The sequence below is a fragment of the Synechococcus sp. Tobar12-5m-g genome (assembly GCF_024345415.1).
Lineage (GTDB): Bacteria > Cyanobacteriota > Cyanobacteriia > PCC-6307 > Cyanobiaceae > Regnicoccus.
The window spans coordinates 266,647-286,046 of sequence record NZ_JAGQBB010000001.1; the positions used below are offsets into that span (position 1 = coordinate 266,647).

Genomic DNA, 19,400 nt, shown 5'->3' on the forward strand with positions numbered 1-19,400 from the left:
GGCGCCTGACGCCGGAGTGCGACGCCATGGCCGTTCAGAAGATCCGCTGGTATGTCAGCGCCCAGCTGGGGGTGCTGCTGCTGCCGCTCGGCCTGTGCCTGGTCGGTGAGGCCGTGACCCGGCGCACCCTGCAGCGGGTGGCTCTGCTGAACCAGATGGTGTCGCCGGCCGGACCCTGGTTCTGGTACGGAACCCTAGGGCTGATCTGCGTGACCGCCGGCGTGGGGCTGATGGTGGAGAGCGGCCTGCTGCGGGGCTATCCACGCAACGCCCGCTGAGCGGTGGGGTCAAATGGCAACCGGCTCCAGGCTAGCGAGCAGCGATTCGGGCGATTCCATCGCATGAATCTGCCAGCGGGCCCGCTCACCAAGGCTCGCGCTGAGGCGATCAAGGTCGTCGGCGGCCTGTTTGGGGCTCTCATAGGGCCCGATGTGCCGTGTGGCCAAACCATCGCGAATCGTCAGTAGAAACATCTGCCACCCTCCCTTCTGGGGTTTCCAGCGTAGGCACAAATCGAAGTTCTGAACAGGTCTGGGCCCCGTGGGCCCGCTCGGCCCGGGCCCGCTTCAGGCCCCGGGGCCGGCCCAGGGGGCGGAGCTGCGGGCCTTGCCCCCCCACACCTGGTTGAGCCGGCGGTCGCGCCCGCAGGACCAGCGGTAGTAGTTGTACTTGAGCTGATTCTGCTCGGCGTAGTTTTGGTGGTACCCCTCGGCGGGCCAGAACCGTTGCAGCGGGCGAATCTGCACCCGGATGGCACTTGGCTTCTGCTTCAGCTCCCGCGCAGCCTCTTTGACACTGGCGAGGGCCTGCTCCTGCTGGCGGGTGCCCTTTGTGAAGATCACCGGGCGGTAGGAGGCGCCGCGGTCGCAGAACTGGCCGCCGCCATCGAGGGCATCGACGTTGCGCCAGTAGGCCCGCAGCAGGGTGGGGTAGCTGATCCGGCTGGTGTCGAAGCGCACCTGCACGCTCTCGAGATGGCCGGTTCCTCCCGCCGTCACCTGGCGGTAGGTGGGGTTGTCCTTCGTCCCGCCGCTGTAGCCGCTCACCGCATCCACCACGCCGGGCAACCCCTCCAGGTCGTGCTCGAGGCACCAGAAGCAGCCCCCGGCGAAGACCGCCTCCTCGATCGCCGCCTGGGCGGGTGCGGCGCCCACCACAAGCACAAGCAGGAGCACGAGCAGCCGGCGGCCAATTCCCAGCCAGGGGGAAGAAGCGTAGGGACAGGGCCGTTGGTTCGCCATGGTCGGCTCCGGGAGGCTGGTGGAAGCCATCGGATCATCCTGCCGGGCTGGACGCCGCCAGCGGTCCGGATGGCTAGGCGGTGGGCAGGTGATCAAGGATCTCGATGGCCGCCCGCCCTGTGACGCCCGGCTCCCCGAGGCATTGGCGCAGGCGCCCGTAGCCCTCCACCATCCGCTCGCGGGCCAGGCCGGAATCGAGCAGGGGCAGGGCCGCCGCCACGACCGCTCCCGGGGTGAAGGCCTCCTGGAGCAATTCGGGCACAAGGCGCTCCCCCAGCACCAGGTTGACCGGTGAAATGTGATCGACCCGGAAGTGAAGCAGATGGCGGGCCAGCCAGGCTGTTGGCCGGCTGACCCGATACCCCACCACCTGGGGGACCCCCCGCAGGGCCAGTTCGAGGTTCACAGTGCCCGACTTGGTCAGCGCCAGGTCGGCGGCGGCGGACAGCACCGGCCGCAACCGGTCGGCGGCAGCGGCGGGCACAACGTCGGCCCGGACCCCCGCCTGATGCAGCAGGGCCGCCAGCGTCGCCTCGAAAGCGGCCTGACCGGCTGGAACCACCACCCGCAAGCGAGGCCGCTGGCGTTGCAGCTCGGCGGCCGCCGCTGCCAGGGTGGGCACCAGGTAGCGCATCTCCTGACTGCGGGACGCGGGCAGCAGCAGCAGCAACGGCTCCCCCTCCGCAAGCCCCAGCTGGCGGCGGGCCGCATCTCGGCTGGGCAGCTCACCGAGGGTGTCGAGCAGGGGGTGGCCCACCCAGGTCACATCGGCGCCCCGCTCTCCGTAGAAGCGGGCCTCTTCCGGAAAAATCGAGAGGATGCGGTCGGTGAAGCCGATCAGCCGGGTGCTGCCGCCCTCGCCGATGCGGAAGGCCCATTCCTGGGGGGCGATGTAGTAGGTGATCGGCACCGCCGGCCACCAACGCCGCAACTTCAGACCGAGGCTGACATTCGCACCCATGTAGTCGATCAACACCACCCCGTCCGGCGGCGCCTGGCGCAGCACCCGCCCCACCCGCCGTTGCAGCCGCAGGGTGGGCAGCACCAGCGGCAGAGCCTCCCACAGACCCATGGCTCCCATCGGCGCGGTGTTCGCCAGCAGCGTTGCTCCCGCCCGCTCCATCCGCTCCCCGCCCAGGGCGACGATCTCGAGGTTGAGGTCACGCCGCCGGGCCTCCACATGGAGGGCCTGGATCAGCAGCCCGCCCTGAAGATCGCCCGACACCTCGCCGGTGCTGATCAGCAAGCGCACCATCAGCGGTGGGGGGGCAGGGGGCCGCGGCGTCCTGGCGTGATCGAGGCCTCGAGGAAGCTGCAGAGTTCTTCCGCCGCCGGCATGAGCTCCTCCTGGCGGATCCGCGCCAGGGCCTGCACCAGCACCTCATCGCCTCGGTAAAGCCGGTTCCACACGTCCTGCAGTTGTTTGAGTTCGGCGCCGGCGGCGCGCTCGGCCAGGCCGCTGCGCCGCAGGCCGATGCGGTTGAGCCCCCGCAACCGCCCCGGGTGACCCTCGACGATCGCGAAGGGGGGCACATCCCGGTCGATGCGGCTCATGCCCCCCACCATCGCCAAGGTGCCGATGTGAACGAACTGATGGATGCCGAGCACGCCGCCGATCACGGCCCGGTCACCGATCACCACGTGGCCGGCGATCGCCACACTGTTGGCCACCACGATGCCATCGCCCAGCTCGCAGTTGTGGCCGACGTGGCAATAGGCCATCAGCAGATTGCCGCTGCCCAGCCGGGTCTTCTCGCCGTCGGCGGTGGCCCGGTTGATCGTGACGCATTCCCGGATCGTGTTGTCATCGCCGAGCACCACCTCGGTGGGGGCGCCGTTGTATTTCAGGTCCTGGGGTTCCAGGCCGATGCAGGCCCCGGGGAAGACCCGGTTGCGCGCCCCCATCCGCACCCGACCCTCGATCACCACGTGGGGGCCGATGCGGCTGCCGGCGCCGATCTGCACCTCCGGACCGATCACGGAAAAGGGCCCGATCGCCACCCCGCTGGCCAACTTGGCGCGGGGATCAACCAGGGCGGTGGGATGGATCGAGGTTTCCACGGCTGCACTGGTCATCGCCTCAGTCCACCAGAGAGAACATCAGGTCCCCGGAGCAGACCCGTTGGCCATCCACAGTCACCTCGCCCCTCACCTTGCCGAAACGCTTGTGCTTGAGAGCGATCAGCTCGCAGCTGATCCGAAGCTGATCGCCAGGCACCACCGGACGACGGAATCGCACCCCATCGATGCCGGCGAAAACGAACAGGCCCTTCGGCAGCTCAGGCATCTGGGCGATGATCAGACCCCCCACCTGGGCCATCGCCTCCACGATCAACACGCCTGGCATCAGGGGCCTGCCAGGGAAATGGCCCTGGAACTGGGGTTCGTTGATGGTGACGTTCTTGATGGCCACGGCCCGCTTACCAGGCTCATGTTCGATCACCCGATCCACAAGAGCAAATGGATAGCGGTGGGGCAACAGATTGAGGATCTGCTCACTGGTCAGCAGAGGGGAGCCGGCGAGAGAAACGGTCAACGGGCTTCAGGCAGATCGGAACTGAGCAGCCAGGGCCGCCGCCAGAGCGGTGTGCAGCCCATGGGACCCGCGGAAGGCAAAGACCTGGGCTCGGGGCAAACCCACCAACGCCAGGTCGCCCAGCAGGTCCAGCAGCTTATGGCGCACCGGTTCCTGCTCGAATCGCAAAGGGGGATTCAACCATTGCCGCCCATCGCAGACCAGGGCATTGCTGAGATCCCCACCTTTGATCAGCCCGGCCGCCTGAAGCTGCTCCACCTGTTCGCGAAAGCCGAAGGTGCGGGCCGGGGCGATCTCCTCAACGAAACGCCGGGGGGTGAGCTCCAGGGAAAAGAGCTGCCGCCCGATCGCCGGCTGGGAAAACTCGATGGCCGCTCCGATCCAGGGCTGGGCGCTGGGCAGGGCCGTCACGAAGCTGTGGCCCTGCTGAAGGGTGATCGGTGCGGAAAGCTCCTGCAGCGGCTCCCGCTCGCCCAGGGGGCAAAGACCGGCCTCGGCGATCGCTTCCACCCAGGGCAGGCCCGAGCCATCGAGCAGCGGCACCTCCTCGCCCTCCACCAGAATCGCCACCTGGCTGAGGCCCACTCCAGCCAGGGCCGCCAGCAGATGCTCCACCGTGGCGAGGCGCCGTTGATCGAGCTTCAGCGCCGTGCACAGCTGGGTTTCGCACACCATCGCTGGGTGAAGCCGGGCGAGTTCAGTTGCTGGTTGATCCAGCCAGCCGAGCCGGAAGCCGGGCTGGTCGCTGGGCTCGAGCCGCACCCGGCAGGCGGTGCCGCTGTGCAGACCCACACCGGAGCGCTCCACCGGCGCCGCCAGGGTCCAGGCCTGGCCATAGCTCTCGGGCCAGTCCATGCCTAGAACTTCCAGCCAACGCCCAGATTGAAGCGCCAATCCCCGCTGAAGTCCTTGCTGGCGACTTCCAGCCGCAGGGGGCCCACTGGAGTGGTCACGATCAGACCGGTGCCCACCGAGAAGCCACTGCCCGGCTTGCTCAGCAGGCCGCCCGGATTGCCCTGGACACTGGACTGGGTGCCGAAGTCGGTGCCGCCATCGACGAAAAAGGACCCGCTGACGACGGCGAAGAGCGGGAAGCGGTACTCGATCGTGGCTTCGCCAAAGCTCTTGCCGACTCCGAGATCGCAGTCGGCGTAGCCACGCACCGAGTTCGAGCCCCCCATGCAGAAGGCCTCATAGGGGGGCAGATCACCGATGTTGGTGCCGGCAGAGACCTGGAAGGCCAGGGCCTGCTTGCAATCGGCCGCATCACCGCGCTTCGGCCGGCACCCCCGGTAGAAGCGCACCCAGTTCACTGGGATGAAATAGGAGTAGCTGCCACGCAGGCGATTGAAGGTGGGGGAATCAGGGCCCACCGAGACGAACTGCTCGGTGCTCAGGCTGAGGAAGTTGCCGGAGGTGGGGTTGCGGGGGTCGTTGAGGGTGTTGCGGGTGGCAGCGAAGCGGATGCCCAGCAGTTGGTTGACGGAGGCACAGTTGAAGGCCACGCAGACCACGTCCTGGATCGGGGCCTCGGAACCATTGAAATTGTTGTTGCTCACGCCAAAGGGCATGGAGTCACCAGCGAAGTTGATCGGCCTCACTTCCTGGGCGCTGGCTCCCAGCACCACACTCCAGAGGGCTTTCTTGAACGGATTGCCGCCATTGAGGGGCCGCACGAACTGGATGTTGCCACCCACCCGCTGCAACGCAATCGAATTCCCGTCGTAGTTGAACCAGCTGTTCCCGCGCGATTGGGATTCGGCTTCACTGACGGAATTGAAGGTGCGCTCTGCGGGGTTGTCGTCGGAATTAATGTTGTAAGCGACGCTGGTGCCTGGGGCCTTGTAGAAATCAGAGGCGGTGTTGATGTTGCCGTTGTCCTGGCTCTGGTAGATCTGCGGCACATCCCGGCTGATGAAGACGCGGGCGCGGAAGGCGGTGCGGAATTTGTCCCCCTTGATCCAGGGATCGGTAAAGGAGAGATCGGCCAGACCACCGAACTGGCCGTAGGTGAAGTTGAGGGCGACATCCCAGGCGCGACCGCGCAGGTTGCTGTCCTGGAGCTGCACCTGGCCGAACACACCCTGGCTCTGGCTGTAGCCCAGGCCGCCGGAGAGGGAGCCGGTGGATTGCTCCACCACCCCCAGCACGATCACCACGGTGCCTGGCTCGGCCGGCACGGGCCGCAGGGTCACCTTCACATCGGCGAACAGGCCAGTGCCGTAGAGGCGTTTGATGTCCTCCTCGAGGTTGCGGCGGTTGAAGGTCTGGCCCGGCAGGATTGAGATCTCCCGGCTGACCACCCAGGGCTTGGTCTTGCCGCGAATCGGCACTCCCTTCTCATTGGTGGCGGAGCCCTCCTTGTTGAGGAACTGCACCTCCACAGACTGGACCGTTCCCTCCCGGACGCCCAGGACCACCACCCCTTCCGGGCTGACGCGGCTGGGGCCGGTGATCCGGGCCAGGGAATAGCCCTGGTCGGCGTACCACTTCTGCAGTTCCGCCAGCCGACCCTGCAGGGTGTTGAGGTTCAGGGTCTTGCCGTAGTCCGCAGCGAAGGTGTCCTGCAGAACGGCGGGTGGCAGCTTGGCCTTGGTGGAGTCAAGCTCCACCTTCTGAAGCACAGGATTGGCGGTGGCGATCACCACGAGCTGAACGCCAAGGGGACCATCCACCGGCTGGATGCGCACATCCGAGAACCAACCGCTGGCATAGATCGCGGCGAGATCGGTCTGCAGCTCCGAACGGGAGACCCTGCTGCCGGGCCGCACAATCATGGCGTCGTAGACGGCCAGCTCGAGCCGCTCCCTCTCCGGATGGCCCTCCAGGCCGTTGACCACCACCTCACTGATCAGCACCTTGGGCTCGGCGGGCGCCTGGGGCGCCAGGCTGCCGGCTGGCGGTGTGCTGGCCGGGGGGGTGGTTTCTGGCGGAGTGGCGGGCGGGGTGGGTCCAGGGGTGACGGCCGGGCCAGGTAGGGCCGGCTCAAAGCCGGCTGGCTTGTTGGCGGGCGCCGGCATCGAAGCCGGGGGGGCCGCCTGGGGCTGGGCTGGAGTGGACTGGGCCTGGGCCTGAACCCGGGCGGGGGCGAGCAAGGCAAGCACTCCGAGCACCGGCAGGGTGACCACCAGGCCAGGGCCGCCGCGCCGCCCGAGCCGGGCTGGGAGGGAATCTGGGGTCAGGGCGTTGCGGGTGCCACCCATGCGTCTCCGAGGCAATGCGGCGAAGCCGCAACTTGGCGTGACCTTACCCGTACACGTGGGGTTCAGGGCAAACACCTTGGACCCGTTTGCAGACCTCCCCATAGGCCTCGATGACGCCGCCAAGGTCCTGACGGAAGCGATCCTTGTCCAGGATCCGGTCGTTGGCATCCTCAACGCGGCCATCCCAGAGGCGGCAGGTGTCGGGGCTGATCTCATCGGCGAGAACCAGCTGACCGTCGGTGGTGAAGCCGAATTCGAGCTTGAAATCCACCAGTTGCAGTTGTACCCCGACGAAAAGGTCCCGCAGAACATCGTTCACCCACCGCGCCAGCCGCTCCAGCTCCCAGCGCTGCTCCGCGGTCACCAGGGCCAGGCGCTCCAGCCGGGCCTCGGTGAGCAGAGGATCGCCGAAAGCGTCGTCTTTGTAATAGAGATCCAGCAGAGGCGGCTCCAGGGGCGTGCCCTTGGCGATCGGCAGCTCCCGGCAGAGCGAACCGGCCGCCACGTTGCGGATCACCACTTCGAGGGGAATGACCGCGACCGGCCGCACCAGCATCCAGCGATCGCCATCGATCCCCCGGTAGTGGGTGGGAACGCCAGCCTGCTCGAGCCGTTCGAGCAACAGGGCGGAGATCCGGCAGTTGAGGGGTCCCTTGCCCGGCAGCTGGGCCTTCTTGAGGGCGTTGAAGGCCGTGGCGTCATCCTTGAATTCCACCGCCAGCAGGTCGTCGGTGTCGGTGCGGAACACCCGCTTCGCTTTGCCCTCGTAGAGCAGGGGACCGAGCTGAAAAGCCGTCATGGTGTCGCAGGCGGAAGGGAGGGGCTGACCGGGGGGCTGGCGGCATGGCCTCCGGCGGCCCGAGGTGAGCGCAGCTGGCGCTCCAGCTCAAGGGTGCGGGCCACCTGGTCGGGGTCCGACTGGCGCAGCCGCCATTCGGCGTAGGCGTCGTCGATGCGCTGGCTGAGCCGCAGCCGCCGCGCCGCCGCGGCCGCCCCATCCCCACCGGACGCCTGCTGCAGGTTCCGCTGGAGATCCAGCAGTTCGGCCGCCAAGCCCCAGGCCGCGGCGGCGGCGGCCTGGTCCAGCGCCTGCTCCAGCAGGCGATCGCGCTCGGCAATCGGCACCGAATCAAGCAACTGGGCGGCCAGCTGGAGCCGCTCGGCAGCCGGGCGCCCCGGCAGCCGACCCGCCAGCAGCAGGGCGGCGGCCTCCTCGTTGAGGCCCAAGGCCGCCAGGTGGCCGGCGAGCACGTCGAGGGCGGGACGGGTGTCGAGACTGCCGTCCTCCCGCAGCCGCATCGGCAGGGGCATGGCCTCCAGGCTGGCCGGATTCCCCGCCGCCAGCCGTCGCAAAGCGGCGGCGGCGCGGCGGTGGTTCAGCCCGGCGTTCGCCGCGCGCCACTGCTGAATCAACCACTGCTGGCGCTCGATGCCAGCACCGGGACCGAAACGGTCGAGCACGGTGAGGGCCGCCTCCGGCGCCCGGCAGCTGATCAGGGCATTGGCGTTGGTGATCACCACGCTGAACGGCTGGGGGGCCGGCCGCAGCGCGACAAGGCGTTCGGTCAGCAGGCGTAGGCGCTCGGGCTGATCGAACCGGGCCGAGTCCTGGCAGGCCTGCTCGAGCAGCAACAGATCATCTGAGGCCAGGCTGGCGGCAAAGGCCTTCTCCTCCATTGGCAATGCCACCGTTGGGGCCGATGGCGACGGCCGCTCGACCGGCGAATCCAGGGGCTGGGCCGACGCAGCCGGGTCGACGCCCAGAAACCCTGCCGGGGAGAGAAGCAGCGCCCCAATCCAGCCGGCCACCCGGCGGGATGGGACCGCTGAGATGTAGAGAAGGAACGGCACGGCGGGCGATCCAAGGGCCACAACCTAGGGAACCGCCCCCTCCGCTCCGATCGATCCGATGACGTCCTCGGCACCGCTCCAACCGTCCACCCCATCCCGGCTCCTGGTCGTCGGCTCCGGTGGCCGGGAAAACGCCCTGGCCTGGGCGCTGCGGCGCTGCCCCGGGGTGGAGAGGGTCTGGGTGGCGCCTGGGAATGGGGGCACCTCCAGCCAGCCGGGCTGCGAGCCCCTGGCGATTGCCAGCAGCGATCAGGGCGGGTTGGTCCGCGCCTGCCAGGAGCGGCAGGTGGAGCTGGTGGTGGTGGGCCCGGAGGGACCCCTGGCCGAGGGCCTGGCCGACCGGCTGCGGGGGGCTGGCCTGACGGTGTTCGGTCCCGGGGCCGATGGGGCCCGGCTGGAAGCCAGCAAGCACTGGGCCAAGACGTTGATGCGGGAGGCCGGGGTGCCAACGGCCTCCCACTGGGCCCCGACGACCCTTGCGGAGGCCCTGGCCGTGCTGGAGCGCCAGGGCCTGCCCCTGGTGGTGAAGGCCGACGGGCTCGCGGCCGGCAAGGGGGTCACGGTCGCCGACACGGTCGAGGCCACCCGGAGCGCCATCGAGGAGATCTTTGCGGGCCGCTTCTCCAGCCCCGGCAGCAACGACGCTGGCGGCGGCGCCCCCCTGGTGCTGGAGGAGCGCCTCTTTGGTCCTGAGGTTTCGGTGTTCGCCCTCACCGACGGCACCGCGATGGTGCTGTTGCCGCCCGCCCAGGACCACAAGCGCATCGGCGAGGGGGACACCGGTCCGAACACAGGGGGCATGGGCGCCTACGCCCCGGCACCCCTGCTCGACGCCGCCGGCCTTGAGCAGGTGCGCCAGCTGGTGCTGGAGCCCACCCTGCGGGCCCTTCAAGGGCGCGGCATCGAGTACCGCGGCGTCCTCTTCGCTGGGCTGATGCTCACCGCCGATGGCCCCAAGGTGATCGAGTTCAACTGCCGCTTCGGGGATCCCGAATGCCAGACCCTGATGCCCCTGCTGGGCGGGGAGCTGGCGGCGGTGCTGCTGGCCTGCGCCAGCGGCAATCTGGCCCAGGCCCCCGCCCTGACCGTGGCGCCCCGCTGCAGCGCCTGCGTGGTGGCCGCCGCCTCGGGCTACCCCGACGAGCCGCGGCAGGGCGATCCGATTGAGGCCAACCTCCCTGCCGATCCCGATCGGCAGGTGTTCCATGCCGGCAGCCGGCTGGAGCCCTCCGGCACTTGCCTCACGGCCGGTGGCAGGGTGCTGGCGGTGGTGGCCCAGGCGGCGGATTTCGACGCGGCCTTCGGCGCCGTCTATGCCGGCCTGGAGCAGGTTCACTTTGATGGGATGACCTTTCGGCGCGATATCGGCCACCAGGTCCGACGCCTCTAGGGTGCGCTGATCCGACGGTTCCGATCGTGACCGCCGACAACCCGTCCATCCCCACCTTTCCAAACCTCGACGCGGCCATGGCCGCGGCTGAAAGCGCGGCGGTCGAACCGATCTCCTGGTGGCAGGGATTCCTGCGCTGGTGGGCTGAATTCAGCCTGCAGACCAAGCTGCTGGCGGTGGCCACCCTGGTGGTGAGTCTGATGATGACGGGCATCACCTTCTTTGCCTTCCACAGCATCCAGCGCGATGCCCGGATGAGTGACACCCGCTTCGCCCGCGACCTTGGTCTGCTGCTCTCCGCCAACGTCACACCCCTGGTGGCGGAAAGCAGGGACCGGGAACTGGCGGCGGTGGCCGAACGCTTCTGGCGCTCCAGCCGCAGCCTTCGCTACATCTTTTTCGCCGATCCCGATGGCGTGATCTATCTGGGGATCCCGATCAGTGCCACCAACGGCGGCAGTGAACTTCTGCTCAGCCGCCGGCTCGAGCTGCCGCCCGATCTGCAGCGTCGGCCCCAGAACCCGCTGATTCGCCAGCACCTCAGCCCCGATGGCCAGGTCACCGACGTGTTCGTGCCGATGGTGAGTGATGGGCGCTATCTGGGGGTGCTGGCGCTTGGCATCAACCCAAACGAGGCGGTACTGGCCAGTGCGGCCCTCACCCGCGAAGTGACGGTGGCTGTGTTCATCTCGATCTGGGTGCTGGTGATCCTCGGGGCGGTGTTCAATGCGCTGACGATCACCCGACCGATCAAAGAACTGCTGGAGGGCGTGCGCTCGATCGCCGGGGGCGACTTCGAAGCCCGCATCACCCTGCCGGTGGGCGGTGAACTCGGCGAACTGCTCAAGGGCTTCAACGACATGGCTTCGCGGCTGGAGGTCTACGACGCCGCCAACATCGAGGAACTCACCGCCGCCCAGGTGAAGCAGCAGACCCTGATCGCCACGATGGCCGATGGGGCCGCCCTGCTCGACGGGGAGGGCCGCATCGTGCTGGTCAACCCCACCGCCCGCCGTCTGTTCCGCTGGGAGGGCCGCAAACTGGAGGGCACCGAACTCTGCGGCGAACTGCCCGAGGTTCTGGCCATGGAGTTGCAGGAGCCGCTCCACACCCTGCTGAGCGGCGAGCGGGACAGCACCGACGTGCGCTGCAGCTTCGGGGAGCCGGCCCGCACCCTGCGGATCGTGCTGCAGACAGTCAAGGATGTCAGTGGCGAAAGCCTCAAGGGCATCGCCATGACCGTGCAGGACCTGACCCGCGAAGTGGAGCTCAATGCGGCCCAGAGCCGCTTCATCAGCAATGTTTCCCATGAGCTGCGCACGCCACTGTTCAACATCAAGAGCTACGTGGAAACCCTCCACGACCTGCGCGATCAGCTCAGCGAGGAGGAAACCCAGGAGTTCCTGGCGATCGCCAACGCCGAAACCGATCGCCTCACCCGGCTTGTCAACGATGTGCTGGATCTCTCTCGGCTGGAATCCGACCGGATCTGGAGCCTCGAGCCGATCGAGTTACGCCCGGCGATCGAGCAGACCCTGCGCAACTACCGACTCAACGCAGAAGAGAAAGGCGTGACCCTCGACCTGGAGGTGGATGCGCAGTTGCCCCGGGTGATGGGCAACTGGGACCTGATTCTGCAGGTGCTCGACAACCTGGTGGGGAACGGCCTCAAGTTCACCGCCGCCGGGGGGCGCCTGAAGCTGAGCGCCTACCCCTGGCCCGATGCCTGCCCCCTCGATCCCGGCAACGTCCCGAACACCGACCAGCCATCCTGCGAGCTGTCTTCACCGATGCCCCGCCTGCGCCTGGAGATCGCCGACACCGGATCGGGAGTCTCCCGGGAAGACCAGCAGCGGATTTTCGAGCGGTTCTTTCGTGTCGAGAATGCCGTGCATACCGAAGTGGGCACAGGACTTGGCCTCTCGATCGTGCGTGGGATCCTCGACAAGCACGGCAGCCGGATCCGGATGGTCAGCGAACCGGGCGTCGGCACCACCTTCTGGTTTGATCTGGCCCTGGAACACGCCGACCTCGACGACCTGCAGGTTGAGGGGTTACGACGCCAGCACGCCCTGGCGGCAGCTACCCACGACTGACGTCCAACCTTGATGAAAATCAGAGATCGTCACTGCCGACCCCCCGCACGATCCGGGAGAGTTCATTGCGCTCGTCGTTGGTGATGCGGTGAGGTACACCGCTGATGATCCGCTCGAAGTTGGAAAAGGAGTTCCTGATCTCGGGCCCATTACCGGTGATCACGAATTCGCGGATGCCTTTGTCATGGGCCGATCCACGCATCTTGAACACATTGATGGCGCGGGCCATCTCACCACGAATCTCCACATATTGCAACAATAGAATCGTGTCTGTAATGGTGGAAATATGGGAGTCCGTGATCGAATGGCTGCCCATAAACTCCTCCGATGTGTTAGTGAAGAATCCAGCAATCTCCTCCTGTTTAGCATAGCCGGTTACCCCGATCACGAACTGGCGAAAAGTGTTGTGGCTAACGCCCCGCGACAGGGCAGACAGGGAGTCGATCGCCATTCGTGATGGCTTGAAATCGCTGATCTCCGTCTTGATGATTTGGAGATGGTCTTCCAGACCCGTCGATTCGGGGTAGGCACAGATGATCCGAAGCAACCCATCCTCTTCCATCTGCTCGAAATCAATTCCCCAGCTGGTGGCATTGCGCAAAAGCTGGGCGCGCGATTCCTCAAAGGCGAAGACGATCGCTCGCTCCTTGTTCAGGCAGGCATTCTCCACAAACTTACTGACCAAGAGCGTCTTGCCGGTGCCGGTGGCACCGGTGGCCAGGATGATCGAATCCTTGAAGAAACCACCGCCACACATCTCATCGAGACGGGCAACCCCAGAGCTGACACGAACGTTGGAAGATCGCTGGGTCAGGCGCATGGCACCCAAAGGGATGATGCTGACCCCGTTGACCCCCATCGTGAAGGGAAACTCTCCCTTCATGTGAGTGGTTCCCCTCAATTTGAGGATTTCCACCGTTCGCCTGCGCCGCTCACCGTCGAGCACATTGCGTAGGATGATCACATTATCGGATACGAACTCCTCAACGCCATAGCGGGCAATCGGCCCATACTCATCGACACGCTCAGTGGTCATCACCGTGGTGACACCGATCTCCTTGAGCCTGGCGATCATCCTGAAAATCTCACGACGCACCACCGACAGGGCGTCATACTGCTGGAAAACAGCAGTGATGGAATCGATGGCAACGCGGCGAGCCTTGTACTTGCGGATCGCGTAGTTAATGCGCTCGATCAGGCCTGAGAGGTCAAAACTACCTGCCACATCCTGTCCCTCCGGATCAGGCGAAGCATCCAGGATGAAAAGCTTATCCTGATCAATCAAAGACTGAAGATCCCAGCCAAAGCTGGAGGCGTTGCGAATCACATCAACGGGGGATTCTTCGAAGGTAACAAAAATTCCCGGTTCATCATACTTATCAATACCGTTGTAGAGGAAATGAAGCGAGAAAATGGTCTTCCCAGTGCCCGAAGTACCACTGATCAAGGTGGAGCGTCCCGTCGGCAGGCCCCCCTGAAGAATGTCGTCGAGGCCCTCCACACCGGTGGGGAGCTTCTGCACCTGCAATGGCAAGTCAGAGGTCGGCATGAAATTCTGCATGATTAACGAGGCTGGGGAAGACAATCAAAGCAGGGCCGACTTGCCCATGGCCTCAGGCGAGTCGAGGGAGCCATCGATCAGATCGTTCTCCGAAAGCTCGTCATAGAGAAGATCCAGACCGATCAACACCCGCTCCCGGTCTGAGAGATCACCGATGATCCGCCGCACCGGCGGCGGCAGGATCTTGGCGAGGGTTGGCGTGGCAAGGATTTTATCCTCCTCAGCCAGCTGGGGATTCTTGAGCACATCGATCACCTTGAGAGCGTAGACACCCTTGAACTCCGATTCGAGGATGGTGCGCAAGGTCTTGAGCGCACGCATCGAATTTGGGGTGTTTCCCGCCACATAGAGCTTCAGGATGTAGGCCTTTGGTGGTGCCATCAGCAGATCTCCTGCTTTAAGGCACCCAGCTGGGCAGCCGGCTCGATCGCCTCAAGGAGAGGCTCCGGCGGCAGGGAGCGACGATACATCTCACAGAGATTGGCCAACACATCCATCAGAGCCAGTCGATAGTCCCTGAGAAAATCATTCTTGCGGCCTTTCAACTTCAATAAATTCCAGAACTCATCAATCAGATTCATGTGGATTTCAACGGTTTTTGTAATCGGGATATCACTGAAGAAAACTGTGTTCACGAAGCTTTCGAGCGCTTGATTTGCGGCCACTGGGTCACGGAAATAGCTGATCAGCAGATCCCGGTAGGTGCGTTCCAGGGATTGCAGCAGGATGTTGCGCTCCGCGGGCGGCAGGTTCCGGAAGAACCTACTCGGATCCCGTTTATAGAACACACCGAGATAGCCCAGGCGCTCCTTGAGCCGATTGGAGAACCTCCACTTTTCCGCCCAACCGATTTCGTTTGCGTCGTCGGGCCCCATGGACTGCCCCCGCCGCAGGAACCGGGAGATGGCCGCATCCAAGCTGTAGCTGAGCTGTTCGAGCTGGTCCTTGGCGAGGTGGACCTCTGCGGCGTGGTACTCGACCAGGCCGGTCACGGGACCGAGGATGACAGTGGGCAGCACCAGCCCCTTTCCCCAGAGCTGCTGCATGGTGTCTCTGCTCAGCAGGCCCTGCTCAAGCAGAACAGCATCGAAGCCATCCCAACGATCCTCCAGAGCCGCCCCGGGGGAGGGCTGTCCCCCCAGATCCACCAGTTCATAGCGACCTTCCCGGAGCCACTGGCCGCAGGTTTCCCTGAGGGTAGGGTCCCTGAGCAGGGACGCGATGGTCAGGGCAGGCTGGGCCATCCGCCGTTCTCGGATGAGAGCCATGACCATAGTGTTGACGCTGGGGCAAACGGCAAGGGAAGATACTTGTTCGTTTCTTGCGCTGGTCGTGCGCCAGGCCTGAATAACTACGATCCGCAGGGGCATTTCCCCTGCGCGGAGCGTTGTTTGCCTGTCCATGCCACCTGTTTCCATGACCAACACCTCTCCCGCCGTCAGCGCTCCGCCCCCCAACGGCATCCCAGCGGCGGCCACGGGTCCCTACGCCATCGTCGAGGCTTCGGGCCAGCAGTTCTGGCTTCAGCCGAACCGCTACTACGACCTGGACCGGATCCACGCCGAGGTGGATGACACCGTCACCCTGGATCAGGTTCTGCTGGTTCGCGATTCCAGCGGCACCCGCCTGGGCCTCCCCCATGTGCCGGAGGCTTCTGTCACCCTGAAAGTGGTCGCCCATCGCCGCGGGCCCAAGATCATCGTCTACAAGATGCGCCCCAAGAAGAAAACCCGTCGCAAGAACGGCCACCGTCAGGAGCTCACCCGGGTGGTCGTCGAATCGATCACGGTGGGCGGCCAGTCCCTCAGCTGATCCTTTCCATCCTCAGCTGATCCTCTTCAACAGGGGTTTTCCGCTTCCTTCACCTCGCTTCCACCTCCTCCAGGCTTGATTCCATGGCCCACAAGAAAGGCACCGGCTCCACCCGCAACGGCCGGGATTCGAATTCCAAGCGCCTGGGCGTGAAGCGCTACGGCGGCGAAACCGTCAGCGCCGGCTCGATCCTGATCCGCCAGCGTGGCACCTCGGTCCTTCCCGGCCTGAATGTCGGCCGTGGCTCCGATGACACCCTCTTTGCCCTGGTGGACGGGGTGGTGAACTTCGACAGCATCAAGCGCAGCCTGCGCAACCGCAAGCGGATCAACGTGGCCCTGCTGGCCTGAGCCGGTAGGCCCGGGTGGTGATCAGGAAGGGGTGAAACACCTCGAGAAATCGGTCCTGGAGCGTTTCAAAAAAGCGCTCCACCAGGGCCGGCTCATCGAAATGAAAGGGGTACTCCCCCTGGAACCCCTTGAAGAAATACCAGTTCAGCAACGCCGTCGCCCCTGGTTCCATCCGTGCGGCAAAGTCAACGAGCTGGGCGGCCGGGTCGGGCAGATGCTCCAGCACATCGAGGCAAACGACCGTGTCGAACCGGCTCGGCAGGGAGGGGTCATGGAGGTCTCGGCAGACTTGCAGCCGCTCGCTCAGGCCGAAGCGGGCCGCCCGCTCGGCCACGAAGGCACGGTTGTGGGGGTTGAGATCCACGAACCAGACCTGCTCCACCGCCGGCAAGGCGGCCGCCGCCAGGGCATGGCTGCCGATCCCGCCGCCGAAGTCGAGCACCTGTCCGACGGCGCAGCGAGCCTGCAGCCTCAGGGTGTCGGCGATGTAGTCGGCACTGCCCAGGTGCCAGGCGGCCAGTTCCAGCAGGTGGCCCGTACCCACCGTTTCCTCGTAAAACGCCCCCACCCGCAGGGGGTCGAAATCCACGGCTCCGGGATGGAGGGCCGCCAGATCGCTGCAACTGGCGCCGAGGCGCTGTTCCAACACCGCGGGAGTGAGCTCCAGAAAATCAGCCAGTTGCTCCCGGAGGGCAAAGCCATCGCAAAGGAACTGATCCACGTCGATGGCGGCGTCGCGTCGGTGGCTGGCGGAATCGGCGCGGATCAGCTCAGGCACACCGGATCGGACATCTGAAACAACCCGCAGATTACGGCGGTGTCCTCGCTGACCCCAGCTCCGGCTCCCCCAGTCCCAGGTCCCCCAACTCCGAACCGGCACCGGGCACATCGAGCCAGCGGCGCAGCCAGGCCACCAGCAGATAGAAGGGCAGGGTGTCCAGCAGGGCGGCTACGAATTTGAACAGGTAGCCGCTGGCGATGAACGCCCCCAGCTGGGGCAGCACCGGCTCGCCCACACGAACGGGCAAGACATGGGCGGCGTAGTGGCTGATCAGCACCACCGCCGTGGTGTCGACCAGCTGGCTGACCATGGTGGAGCCGTTGTTGCGCAGCCAGAGCGCCTTGCCGCCACTGAAGCGCTTCCAGAAATGGAAGAGGCGCACATCGGTGAACTGGGCCGCCAGGTAGGCCGCCATCGAGGCGCCCACCGCACCGAACGCCAACCGCCGCACCTCGAAGAACACCGGCAATCGCCCTTCGGGGTCAGCCAGGGGCAGACCATGGCCGCCGCCGTAGCCATCGAGGCCCGGCAGCACACCCCCCAGCCAGAGGATCAGCACGATCCAGCCGTTCAGCAGCAGCCCCACCCAGACCAACTGGTTGGCCTTCTGCTCGCCCCAGATCTCGCTGATCAGATCGGTGCACAGAAAGGTGACGGGGTAGGGCAGCGCCCCGACCGCCACCACGATCGGCCAGCCACCGATCGAGCCGAGGCTGAGAAAACGGGTCAGCCCCAGGATGTTTAGCATGCCCATCGTGCCGAGGAAGAGTCCGGCCAGCACCATGTAGGCCAGATCGCGGCGGTTCTGCAGGGTCAAGGCGGATCGGGTCGGGGGGCACGGGCCCCAGCCTGCTGGGGCCGGCGCGGGATGCAACAGTTCCCTCAACCTTCCTCACCGCTTGGGCCCTGGACAAACCCTGTGGATTTCTGGTGCTCGACAAGCCGCCAGGCCTCACCTCCCACGCCTGCGTGGCCAGGGTGCGCCGCCGCTATCAGCTCAAGCGGGTCGGCCACGGCGGCACCCTCGATCCGGCCGTGACCGGGGTGCTGCCGATCGCCCTGGGGAGCGCCACCCGACTGCTGCCCTATCTGCCCGGCGCCAAGGCCTACCGCGGTGTGATCCAGCTGGGCCTGCGCACCGGCACCGACGACCTCAGCGGGGAGGTGCTGGAGAGGTCTGCGGTCCCGGATCTGGATCTCCTGCAGCTGAACGCCTGCCTGGAGTCCTTCCGCGGCCCCATTCAGCAGCGCCCCCCCCAGGTGTCCGCCGTCCACGTCGCCGGTGAGCGGGCCCACGTCCGCGTCCGCCGCGGCGAAACCCTCGAGCTCAAGGCGCGCGCCGTGACGATCCACCGGCTGGAACTGCTCCGCTGGGATCCGGAGCACCACCGGCTGGAGCTTGAAGTGAGCTGCAGCGCCGGCACCTACATCCGCGCCCTGGCCCGCGACCTGGGCGATCGGCTCGGCTGCGGCGGCGCCCTGGCCACGTTGCGGCGCACCGAGGCCCTCGGTTTCGGCCTGGCCGGCAGCGTGGATCTGGAGCGCCTGGAGGCCGAACCCCTGCTGCCCCTGCGGGATCCCCTGCTGGCCCTGGCCCACCTGCCCCGCCACCAGCTCGATGCGGCCGACTGGCTGGGTTGGCGCTGCGGCCGTGGTCCGGGCACCGCGATGGAGCTCACCCCCGACCAGGCCGTGGTGGTGGTCAGCCCGGATGGCAACCTGGCTGGCATGGCCCGCTCAGCTCCAGACGGACGGCTTCAGCCCCGTTTGGTGCTCGATCCGGCCGGTTGAGTCCACACCCCGGAGCCGATTGCGATGGCCGGCCACAGCAAGTGGTCCCAGATCAAGCGCCAAAAGGCGGTCGTCGATGCCAAGCGCGGTGTGGTCTTCACCCGCCTGGGGCGCGAGATCACGGTGGCGGCGCGCCACGGCGCCGATCCGGCCGGCAACTTCCAGCTGCGCACCGCCATCGAGAAGGCCAAGGCCGCAGGGATGCCGAACGGCAACATCGACCGGGCGATCGCCAAGGGCTCAGGCCAGGCGGGGGGGGAAGCAGACCGGTTCGAGGCAGTGCGTTACGAGGGCTATGGGCCCGGCGGGGTGGCGGTGCTGGTGGAGGCCTTCACCGACAACCGCAACCGCACCGCGGCCGACCTGCGGCTGGCCTTCGGCAAGCACGGCGGCAACCTGGGGGAAACCGGCTGCGTCGGCTATCTGTTCGAGCACCGGGGGGTGGTGCGGATCGAGCAGTCCGATCTTGCCGAAGAGGCCCTGCTCGAGAACCTGCTGGAGCTGGAGGTGCTGGGCTACGAGCTCGATGCTGCCGGGGCGGATGTGGTCTGCGGCTTCACAGGCCTTGAGGCGCTTCAGGACGGCCTGCGGCGCCAGGGTTGGGCCGTGGCTGGCTGGGAGCACCGCTGGATCGCCGCCAGGCCGTGCCGCCTCGTGGACGCCGACCAGCTGAACACCTGCCTGGGCCTGCTCGATGCCCTGGAGGATCTGGATGACGTGCGCAGCGTCACCTCCAACCTGGAGGCCGACGATGCCCTCCTGGAGGCGCTGTTGACCTGATCAACGCT

21 protein-coding genes are annotated in these 19,400 nt (G+C 66.3%); 7 read left to right on the top strand and 14 right to left on the bottom strand.

The genetic code is table 11. The annotated features are described in order from the left end of the window. Positions 1 to 26 precede the first annotated feature (26 nt). Positions 27 to 278, top strand: a complete 252-nt coding sequence (locus KBY66_RS01260; RefSeq protein ID WP_255087283.1) for a hypothetical protein — start codon at positions 27 to 29, stop codon at positions 276 to 278. A gap of 9 nt (positions 279 to 287) precedes the next feature. On the opposite strand, the gene KBY66_RS01265 is transcribed toward KBY66_RS01260, so the two are convergent. The 9 genes from KBY66_RS01265 to KBY66_RS01305 form a co-directional block, all read right to left on the bottom strand. After that, complete coding sequence (locus KBY66_RS01265) at positions 288 to 473, bottom strand: hypothetical protein (protein ID WP_255087284.1); 186 nt, start codon at positions 471 to 473, stop codon at positions 288 to 290. A gap of 93 nt (positions 474 to 566) precedes the next feature. Continuing rightward, positions 567 to 1,241: a peptide-methionine (S)-S-oxide reductase MsrA gene (gene msrA / locus KBY66_RS01270; protein WP_255087409.1), complete on the bottom strand. Its 675-nt coding sequence runs from the start codon at positions 1,239 to 1,241 to the stop codon at positions 567 to 569. 73 nt (positions 1,242 to 1,314) lie between these two features. After that, positions 1,315 to 2,496, bottom strand: a complete 1,182-nt coding sequence (gene lpxB / locus KBY66_RS01275; protein ID WP_255087285.1) for a lipid-A-disaccharide synthase — start codon at positions 2,494 to 2,496, stop codon at positions 1,315 to 1,317. Continuing rightward, on the bottom strand, positions 2,496 to 3,317 hold the full coding sequence (gene lpxA / locus KBY66_RS01280) for an acyl-ACP--UDP-N-acetylglucosamine O-acyltransferase (RefSeq protein ID WP_255087286.1): 822 nt from the start codon (positions 3,315 to 3,317) through the stop codon (positions 2,496 to 2,498). The genes lpxB and lpxA overlap by 1 nt, the downstream gene beginning before the upstream one ends. A gap of 4 nt (positions 3,318 to 3,321) precedes the next feature. Then, on the bottom strand, positions 3,322 to 3,750 hold the full coding sequence (gene fabZ / locus KBY66_RS01285) for a 3-hydroxyacyl-ACP dehydratase FabZ (protein WP_399224623.1): 429 nt from the start codon (positions 3,748 to 3,750) through the stop codon (positions 3,322 to 3,324). Positions 3,751 to 3,783: 33 nt separating this feature from the next. Beyond that, positions 3,784 to 4,632 (bottom strand): UDP-3-O-acyl-N-acetylglucosamine deacetylase, encoded by an 849-nt coding sequence (gene lpxC, locus KBY66_RS01290; RefSeq protein WP_255087288.1) that lies wholly within the window; start codon positions 4,630 to 4,632, stop codon positions 3,784 to 3,786. A 2-nt stretch (positions 4,633 to 4,634) separates the two neighbouring features. Continuing rightward, complete coding sequence (locus KBY66_RS01295; protein WP_255087290.1) at positions 4,635 to 6,980, bottom strand: BamA/TamA family outer membrane protein; 2,346 nt, start codon at positions 6,978 to 6,980, stop codon at positions 4,635 to 4,637. Positions 6,981 to 7,023: 43 nt separating this feature from the next. After that, positions 7,024 to 7,779 carry a phosphoribosylaminoimidazolesuccinocarboxamide synthase gene (gene purC / locus KBY66_RS01300; protein WP_255087291.1) on the bottom strand — a complete coding sequence of 252 codons (756 nt, stop codon included), beginning with the start codon at positions 7,777 to 7,779 and terminating at the stop codon, positions 7,024 to 7,026. Next, positions 7,776 to 8,831, bottom strand: a complete 1,056-nt coding sequence (locus KBY66_RS01305) for a hypothetical protein (protein WP_255087292.1) — start codon at positions 8,829 to 8,831, stop codon at positions 7,776 to 7,778. The genes purC and KBY66_RS01305 overlap by 4 nt, the downstream gene beginning before the upstream one ends. Positions 8,832 to 8,889: 58 nt before the next feature. Between KBY66_RS01305 and purD the strand changes: the two genes are divergently transcribed. Together purD and nblS are read left to right on the top strand one after the other, a co-directional pair. Further along, the gene (gene purD, locus KBY66_RS01310; RefSeq protein WP_255087293.1) at positions 8,890 to 10,221 is read left to right on the top strand and encodes a phosphoribosylamine--glycine ligase; all 1,332 of its coding nucleotides are present in this window, start codon (positions 8,890 to 8,892) and stop codon (positions 10,219 to 10,221) included. Between the two features lie 77 nt (positions 10,222 to 10,298). Beyond that, complete coding sequence (gene nblS / locus KBY66_RS01315) at positions 10,299 to 12,317, top strand: two-component system sensor histidine kinase NblS (protein WP_255087410.1); 2,019 nt, start codon at positions 10,299 to 10,301, stop codon at positions 12,315 to 12,317. Between the two features lie 19 nt (positions 12,318 to 12,336). On the opposite strand, the gene kaiC is transcribed toward nblS, so the two are convergent. From kaiC to KBY66_RS01330, 3 genes are read right to left on the bottom strand one after another with little or no spacing between them, the layout of a single operon-like run. Then, the gene (kaiC, locus tag KBY66_RS01320; RefSeq protein ID WP_255087295.1) at positions 12,337 to 13,878 is read right to left on the bottom strand and encodes a circadian clock protein KaiC; all 1,542 of its coding nucleotides are present in this window, start codon (positions 13,876 to 13,878) and stop codon (positions 12,337 to 12,339) included. A gap of 24 nt (positions 13,879 to 13,902) precedes the next feature. Further along, positions 13,903 to 14,259 carry a circadian clock protein KaiB gene (kaiB, locus tag KBY66_RS01325; protein WP_255087297.1) on the bottom strand — a complete coding sequence of 119 codons (357 nt, stop codon included), beginning with the start codon at positions 14,257 to 14,259 and terminating at the stop codon, positions 13,903 to 13,905. Continuing rightward, positions 14,259 to 15,122 carry a circadian clock protein KaiA gene (locus tag KBY66_RS01330; protein ID WP_255087411.1) on the bottom strand — a complete coding sequence of 288 codons (864 nt, stop codon included), beginning with the start codon at positions 15,120 to 15,122 and terminating at the stop codon, positions 14,259 to 14,261. The genes kaiB and KBY66_RS01330 overlap by 1 nt, the downstream gene beginning before the upstream one ends. Positions 15,123 to 15,294: 172 nt before the next feature. Between KBY66_RS01330 and rplU the strand changes: the two genes are divergently transcribed. Next, the gene (rplU, locus tag KBY66_RS01335) at positions 15,295 to 15,690 is read left to right on the top strand and encodes a 50S ribosomal protein L21 (RefSeq protein WP_255087299.1); all 396 of its coding nucleotides are present in this window, start codon (positions 15,295 to 15,297) and stop codon (positions 15,688 to 15,690) included. Positions 15,691 to 15,773: 83 nt separating this feature from the next. After that, on the top strand, positions 15,774 to 16,040 hold the full coding sequence (gene rpmA, locus KBY66_RS01340; RefSeq protein ID WP_255087301.1) for a 50S ribosomal protein L27: 267 nt from the start codon (positions 15,774 to 15,776) through the stop codon (positions 16,038 to 16,040). Here rpmA and KBY66_RS01345 read toward each other — a convergent pair. Continuing rightward, positions 16,018 to 16,818: a class I SAM-dependent methyltransferase gene (locus tag KBY66_RS01345; RefSeq protein ID WP_255087302.1), complete on the bottom strand. Its 801-nt coding sequence runs from the start codon at positions 16,816 to 16,818 to the stop codon at positions 16,018 to 16,020. The two genes, rpmA and KBY66_RS01345, sit on opposite strands and share 23 nt — an antisense overlap. Before the next feature lie 31 nt (positions 16,819 to 16,849). Beyond that, positions 16,850 to 17,638 (bottom strand): queuosine precursor transporter, encoded by a 789-nt coding sequence (locus KBY66_RS01350; protein WP_255087303.1) that lies wholly within the window; start codon positions 17,636 to 17,638, stop codon positions 16,850 to 16,852. 113 nt (positions 17,639 to 17,751) lie between these two features. On the opposite strand from KBY66_RS01350, the gene truB reads away from it, so the two are divergent. Together truB and KBY66_RS01360 are read left to right on the top strand one after the other, a co-directional pair. Next, positions 17,752 to 18,612, top strand: a complete 861-nt coding sequence (gene truB, locus KBY66_RS01355) for a tRNA pseudouridine(55) synthase TruB (protein WP_315855466.1) — start codon at positions 17,752 to 17,754, stop codon at positions 18,610 to 18,612. 24 nt (positions 18,613 to 18,636) lie between these two features. Continuing rightward, positions 18,637 to 19,392 (top strand): YebC/PmpR family DNA-binding transcriptional regulator, encoded by a 756-nt coding sequence (locus tag KBY66_RS01360; RefSeq protein ID WP_255087304.1) that lies wholly within the window; start codon positions 18,637 to 18,639, stop codon positions 19,390 to 19,392. The last annotated feature ends 8 nt before the right edge of the window (positions 19,393 to 19,400 follow it).